Origin of the sequence: Nonomuraea sp. NPDC050153, assembly GCF_044460125.1 — a bacterium.
Classification (GTDB): domain Bacteria; phylum Actinomycetota; class Actinomycetes; order Streptosporangiales; family Streptosporangiaceae; genus Nonomuraea.
On sequence record NZ_JBITJQ010000093.1, the window covers coordinates 1 to 1,634 of the forward strand.

Genomic DNA, 1,634 nt, shown 5'->3' on the forward strand with positions numbered 1-1,634 from the left:
GCGTGGCCGGTGTAGTGGGGGGCGGGCAGGGCTTTGCGGTCGAGCTTGCCGTTGGCGTTCAGCGGCAGCGCGTCGATGACGACGAACGCTGAGGGCACCATGTAGCTCGGCAACCGCTCGGCCACCGAGGCCGCCACTTCTTCGACGGTGGCCTCGTCCAGGACGACGTAGGCGACCAGGCGCTTGTCACCCGGCACGTCCTCCCGGGCGACCACCGCGACCTGCACCACCTCCGGATGCGCGGCCACCACCGCCTGCACCTCGCCCAGCTCGATCCGGAACCCGCGCACCTTGACCTGCTCATCCACCCGGCCCAGGTACTCCACCTGGCCGTCGGCGTTCCAGCGCACCACATCACCCGTGCGATACAACCGCCCACCCGCCGAGAACGGATCAGCGACGAACCGCTCACCCGTCAACCCCGCACGACCCAGATACCCGCGCGCCAGACCCGCCCCGGCGATGTACAACTCCCCGGCGACTCCGATCGGGGCCGGGTTCATGACCTTGTCCAGCACGTAGACGCGGGTGTTGGACACCGGCCGGCCGATCGGCACCGCTTGCTTCAGGTCTCCGTCCGCGTACCAGGCGGTCGCGTAGACCGTCGCCTCGGTGGGGCCGTAAATGTTGGCCACCCGCGCCCCGGGCAACGCCGAACGGATCCCGGCCACCACATCCGCGGACAACGCCTCACCGGCCAGCACCACCGTACGCGGCCGCACCCCCAACACCCCCGCCGCCACCACCTGCGCGAACGCCGACGGCACCCCACTGACCAAACTCACCCCGTCCAGCACCCGACCGCTGTCGGCAACCGCCAGCAGATCCGGCACCACCTCCACACAACCGCCCGACACCAGCGGACCGAACAACTCAAACACCGACACATCGAAATTCAACGACGTCGAGAACAACACCCGCTCGAAATCCGCGCCACCGAACTCCCGCACCGCCCAATCCAGGAACCCCACCACCGAACGATGCTCCACCATCACCCCCTTCGGCCGCCCCGTCGAACCCGACGTGTAAATCACATAAGCGGCATGACCCGGCAGAGCCCTGACCGGCTCACCCATTTCCTCAGCGGCCGACTCCAGATCGTCGGCGTCCAGGAGCACGCAAGAAACGTCCTGAGGCAGTTTCTCTTTGAAGGCGGCGGAGGTCAGCACCGTCACGGCGTTGGCGTCGGTCAGCATGAAGGCGATGCGATCCACCGGATAACCGGCATCGATCGGCAGATAAGCCCCACCCGCCTTCAACACCGCCAGCACCGCCACGACCAGCTCCACACCACGCGGAAGACAGATCCCGACCACCGACTCCGCCCCGACACCCCGACCCGCCAGCACCCCCGCCAGCCGACCGGCCCGCTCATCCAACTCCGCGTAGGAGACCTCCACCCCATCACAGGCCACCGCGACGGCCCCCGGCGTCCGCACCACCTGAGCCTCGAACAACTCCGCCACCGTCGCCGGCGCCACCTCCACCGCCGTGTCATTCCACTCACCCAGCAACCGGTCCAGCTCCTCGACCCCCAGCACCGCCACCGAACCCAGCGCAACCTCCGGCCCACCCGCCAGACAGTCCTCCAACGCCCCCACCAGGTTCCCGACGGCAGTGCGCACCAGCACACC

The 1,634-nt window shown here is 68.6% G+C and carries 1 protein-coding gene; it reads right to left on the reverse strand.

All coding sequences use genetic code 11. The annotated features are described in order from the left end of the window. Positions 1 to 1,592 (reverse strand): amino acid adenylation domain-containing protein (locus ACIBQ1_RS61820; RefSeq protein ID WP_397292883.1); only part of this gene is annotated, 1,592 nt, incomplete at its 3' end. Positions 1,593 to 1,634 lie beyond the last annotated feature (42 nt).